The sequence below is a fragment of the Campylobacter sp. IFREMER_LSEM_CL2090 genome (assembly GCF_025771865.1).
GTDB lineage: Bacteria > Campylobacterota > Campylobacteria > Campylobacterales > Campylobacteraceae > Campylobacter_D > Campylobacter_D lari_D.
Map to the genome: position 1 here is coordinate 1 of NZ_JAKMRA010000019.1, position 5,649 is coordinate 5,649.

A 5,649-nucleotide genomic window follows, 5' to 3' on the forward strand; every position below is an offset into this window, starting at 1 on the left:
AATTAAAGATTATTTTATTAATCTTTAAAATACTTTTTCTTTGAAGAAAAAGATTAAACTATCTATATTTTTTATGGAGAGTTTGATCCTGGCTCAGAGTGAACGCTGGCGGCGTGCCTAATACATGCAAGTCGAACGATGAAGCTTTTAGCTTGCTAGAAGTGGATTAGTGGCGCACGGGTGAGTAAGGTATAGTTAATCTGCCCTACACAAGAGGACAACAGTTGGAAACGACTGCTAATACTCTATACTCCTGCTTAACATAAGTTGAGTAGGGAAAGTTTTTCGGTGTAGGATGAGACTATATAGTATCAGCTAGTTGGTGAGGTAATGGCTCACCAAGGCTATGACGCTTAACTGGTCTGAGAGGATGATCAGTCACACTGGAACTGAGACACGGTCCAGACTCCTACGGGAGGCAGCAGTAGGGAATATTGCGCAATGGGGGAAACCCTGACGCAGCAACGCCGCGTGGAGGATGACACTTTTCGGAGCGTAAACTCCTTTTCTTAGGGAAGAATTCTGACGGTACCTAAGGAATAAGCACCGGCTAACTCCGTGCCAGCAGCCGCGGTAATACGGAGGGTGCAAGCGTTACTCGGAATCACTGGGCGTAAAGGGCGCGTAGGCGGATTATCAAGTCTCTTGTGAAATCCAACGGCTTAACCGTTGAACTGCTTGGGAAACTGGTAGTCTAGAGTGAGGGAGAGGCAGATGGAATTGGTGGTGTAGGGGTAAAATCCGTAGATATCACCAAGAATACCCATTGCGAAGGCGATCTGCTGGAACTTAACTGACGCTAAGGCGCGAAAGCGTGGGGAGCAAACAGGATTAGATACCCTGGTAGTCCACGCCCTAAACGATGTACACTAGTTGTTGGGGTGCTAGTCATCTCAGTAATGCAGCTAACGCATTAAGTGTACCGCCTGGGGAGTACGGTCGCAAGATTAAAACTCAAAGGAATAGACGGGGACCCGCACAAGCGGTGGAGCATGTGGTTTAATTCGAAGATACGCGAAGAACCTTACCTGGGCTTGATATCCTAAGAACCTCTTAGAGATAAGAGGGTGCTAGCTTGCTAGAACTTAGAGACAGGTGCTGCACGGCTGTCGTCAGCTCGTGTCGTGAGATGTTGGGTTAAGTCCCGCAACGAGCGCAACCCACGTATTTAGTTGCTAACGGTTTGGCCGAGCACTCTAAATAGACTGCCTTCGTAAGGAGGAGGAAGGTGTGGACGACGTCAAGTCATCATGGCCCTTATGCCCAGGGCGACACACGTGCTACAATGGCATATACAATGAGACGCAATACCGCGAGGTGGAGCAAATCTATAAAATATGTCCCAGTTCGGATTGTTCTCTGCAACTCGAGAGCATGAAGCCGGAATCGCTAGTAATCGTAGATCAGCCATGCTACGGTGAATACGTTCCCGGGTCTTGTACTCACCGCCCGTCACACCATGGGAGTTGATTTCACTCGAAGCCGGAATACTAAACTAGTTACCGTCCACAGTGGAATCAGCGACTGGGGTGAAGTCGTAACAAGGTAACCGTAGGAGAACCTGCGGTTGGATCACCTCCTTTCTAGAGTACAAACTGATAAGTCTCACAACTATCAGTTCATATATAGACTCAATCATCCTTGTTTAGATTTCAAAGATTGATGAAAAGCTAATTTTGGGGAATTAGCTCAGCTGGGAGAGCGCCTGCTTTGCACGCAGGAGGTCAGCGGTTCGATCCCGCTATTCTCCACCATTTATTAAGGGCCTATAGCTCAGCTGGTTAGAGTGCACCCCTGATAAGGGTGAGGTCACAAGTTCAAGTCTTGTTAGGCCCACCATAAAAAAGATTTGTTTATCAATCATATATAAAGTTTTAAAACTTAAAGCAAGTATATAGCTAATAATAAAGCAGTAAATAAAGTAAAATACTTTATTGCTTATATTTTTAAATTATTTAAACTCTTTATATATACTTCCTTTAGGTTTTAAGACCTAAGCTAAATAAATAATAGAATATTTTATATATTAGATTAGTTATTTAATGTTATTTGAATTATCATTGTTAAGAGTCACAAGCAAGTTTTAATAAAAACAATTTTACAGGACTTGTTAAAGGATAAAACCTAACTATCTTTTCTTTAGCTTTTAGTTAAAGACAAGTTTTAAACTCACAGCTTAGTTAGACTAATGTTTTTAGTTTTATTAAGTGTTTAAATGCTTTCCGTCTTAAGATAGTAAAGTCTTATCATAAAAACTTTAACAAGGAAGTGATGCGTTTTAGAATGAATTTAAAAGGTAAGCTATTAAGAGCGAATGGTGGATGCCTTGGCTGGTAAAGGCGATGAAGGACGTACTAGACTGCGATAAGCTACGGGGAGCTGTCAAGAAGCTTTGATCCGTAGATTTCCGAATGGGGCAACCCAGTATATAGAGATATATACTACCATAATGGAGCGAACGTAGGGAATTGAAACATCTTAGTACCTACAGGAAAAGAAATCAATAGAGATTGCGTCAGTAGCGGCGAGCGAAAGCGCAAGAGGGCAAACCCAGTGCTTGCACTGGGGGTTGTAGGACTGCAATGTGCAATAGGTAAGGTTAGTAGAACACTCTGGAAAGTGTAGCCATAGAGGGTGATAGTCCCGTATACGAAAACCAAACCTTAGCTAGCAGTATCCTGAGTAGGGCGGGACACGAGGAATCCTGTCTGAAGCTGGGTCGACCACGATCCAACCCTAAATACTACTACCAGACCGATAGTGCACAAGTACCGTGAGGGAAAGGTGAAAAGAACTGAGGTGATCAGAGTGAAATAGAACCTGAAACCATTTGCTTACAATCATTCAGAGCACTATGTAGCAATACAGTGTGATGGACTGCCTTTTGCATAATGAGCCTGCGAGTTGTGGTGTCTGGCAAGGTTAAGCACACGCGAAGCCGTAGCGAAAGCGAGTCTGAATAGGGCGCTTAAGTCAGATGCTGCAGACCCGAAACGAAGTGATCTATCCATGAGCAAGTTGAAGCTAGTGTAAGAACTAGTGGAGGACTGAACCGATAGGCGTTGAAAAGCCCCCGGATGACTTGTGGATAGGGGTGAAAGGCCAATCAAACTTCGTGATAGCTGGTTCTCTCCGAAATATATTTAGGTATAGCGTTGTGTCGTAGTATAAGGGGGTAGAGCACTGAATGGGCTAGGGCATACACCAATGTACCAAACCCTATCAAACTCCGAATACCTTATATGTAATCACAGCAGTCAGGCGGCGAGTGATAAAATCCGTCGTCAAGAGGGAAACAACCCAGACTACCAGCTAAGGTCCCTAAATCTTACTTAAGTGGAAAACGATGTGAAGTTACTTAAACAACCAGGAGGTTGGCTTAGAAGCAGCCATCCTTTAAAGAAAGCGTAATAGCTCACTGGTCTAGTGATTTTGCGCGGAAAATATAACGGGGCTAAAGTAAGTACCGAAGCTGTAGACTTGATTTTATCAAGTGGTAGGAGAGCGTTCTATTTGCGCCGAAGGTATACCGGTAAGGAGTGCTGGAGCGAATAGAAGTGAGCATGCAGGCATGAGTAGCGATAATTAATGTGAGAATCATTAACGCCGTAAACCCAAGGTTTCCTACGCGATGCTCGTCATCGTAGGGTTAGTCGGGTCCTAAGTCGAGTCCGAAAGGGGTAGACGATGGCAAATTGGTTAATATTCCAATACCAACATTAGTGTGCGATGGAAGGACGCTTAGGGCTAAGCAAGCTAGCGGATGGAAGTGCTAGTCTAAGGTCGTAGGAGGTTATATAGGCAAATCCGTATAACAATACTCCGAGAACTGAAAGGCTCTTCAAAGTCTTCGGACAGCGGGGAGAATTGCTGATGCCGTCGAGCCAAGAAAAGTTTCTAAGTTTAGCTAATGTTGCCCGTACCGTAAACCGACACAGGTGGGTGGGATGAGTATTCTAAGGCGCGTGGAAGAACTCTCTTTAAGGAACTCTGCAAAATAGCACCGTATCTTCGGTATAAGGTGTGGTTCGCTTCGTATTAGGATTTACTCCGAAAGCGAAGAAACTTACAACAAAGAGTCCCTCCCGACTGTTTACCAAAAACACAGCACTCTGCTAACTCGTAAGAGGATGTATAGGGTGTGACGCCTGCCCGGTGCTCGAAGGTTAATTGATGGGGTTAGCATTAGCGAAGCTCTTGATCGAAGCCCGAGTAAACGGCGGCCGTAACTATAACGGTCCTAAGGTAGCGAAATTCCTTGTCGGTTAAATACCGACCTGCATGAATGGCGTAACGAGATGGGAGCTGTCTCAAAGAGGGATCCAGTGAAATTGTAGTGGAGGTGAAAATTCCTCCTACCCGCGGCAAGACGGAAAGACCCCGTGGACCTTTACTACAGCTTGACACTGCTATTTGGATAAGAATGTGCAGGATAGGTGGGAGGCTTTGAGTATATGACGCCAGTTGTATATGAGCCGTTGTTGAGATACCACTCTTTCTTATTTGGGTAGCTAACCAGCTTGAGTTATCCTCAAGTGGGACAATGTCTGGTGGGTAGTTTGACTGGGGCGGTCGCCTCCCAAATAATAACGGAGGCTTACAAAGGTTGGCTCAGAACGGTTGGAAATCGTTCGTAGAGTATAAAGGTATAAGCCAGCTTAACTGCAAGACATACAAGTCAAGCAGAGACGAAAGTCGGTCTTAGTGATCCGGTGGTTCTGTGTGGAAGGGCCATCGCTCAAAGGATAAAAGGTACCCCGGGGATAACAGGCTGATCTCCCCCAAGAGCTCACATCGACGGGGAGGTTTGGCACCTCGATGTCGGCTCATCGCATCCTGGGGCTGGAGCAGGTCCCAAGGGTATGGCTGTTCGCCATTTAAAGCGGTACGCGAGCTGGGTTCAGAACGTCGTGAGACAGTTCGGTCCCTATCTGCCGTGGGCGTAAGAAGATTGAAGAGATTTGACCCTAGTACGAGAGGACCGGGTTGAACAAACCACTGGTGTAGCTGTTGTTCTGCCAAGAGCATCGCAGCGTAGCTAAGTTTGGAACGGATAAACGCTGAAAGCATCTAAGCGTGAAGCCAACTCTAAGATGAATCTTCTCTAAGCTCTCTAGAAGACTACTAGTTTGATAGGCTGGGTGTGTAATGGATGAAAGTCCTTTAGCTGACCAGTACTAATAGAGCGTTTGGCTTATCTTATTTAAGCATCACTTCCTTGTTAAGGTTTTTAATAAAGCTTTGAGTGTTTTTATATGAAATATTTATATAAAAATTACATTCTTAAGTTTATAAAATCTTATAAGTAAAGTTTATATTAGAACTTGCTCTTAACATTGTTTTTTAAGTATTCTAAAACAATAAAGTATTTAGTTCAATAAAACATCTAAATATAAGAATAAGATGAAAGTTAAAATAAAAATGATTTTTATGTTTAAATCTTATTGATTGTTTTTATTATGCTATATTAAATAGAATATTTAAATAACAATGTCCGTGATTATACAGATGTGGAGACGCCTTGCTCCATCCCGAACCAAGAAGCTAAGCACATCGTGGGTGATGATACTACGCCTTACTGGCAGGGGGAAAGTAGCTCATTGCGGACTTGTTAATTCTTATTATTCTTACTTTATATATAATCCTATA

The 5,649-nt window shown here is 43.8% G+C and carries 2 tRNA genes and 3 rRNA genes; all 5 read left to right on the forward strand.

Features of this window, described 5'->3' with window-relative positions:
* The first annotated feature begins 70 nt into the window (after window positions 1-70).
* The 5 genes from L8V85_RS08115 to rrf all read left to right on the forward strand — a co-directional run bounded on the left by L8V85_RS08115 (window position 71) and on the right by rrf (window position 5,609).
* A 16S ribosomal RNA gene (locus L8V85_RS08115) occupies window positions 71-1,583 on the forward strand.
* A 95-nt stretch (window positions 1,584-1,678) separates the two neighbouring features.
* Window positions 1,679-1,754, forward strand: a tRNA-Ala gene (locus L8V85_RS08120).
* Between the two features lie 8 nt (window positions 1,755-1,762).
* A tRNA-Ile gene (locus tag L8V85_RS08125) sits at window positions 1,763-1,839 on the forward strand.
* 455 nt (window positions 1,840-2,294) lie between these two features.
* Window positions 2,295-5,202: ribosomal RNA gene (locus L8V85_RS08130) — 23S ribosomal RNA — on the forward strand.
* A 290-nt stretch (window positions 5,203-5,492) separates the two neighbouring features.
* Window positions 5,493-5,609, forward strand: a 5S ribosomal RNA gene (gene rrf, locus L8V85_RS08135).
* Together the 16S, 23S and 5S rRNA genes with 2 tRNA genes alongside form the textbook arrangement of a ribosomal RNA operon.
* Window positions 5,610-5,649: the final 40 nt, after the last annotated feature.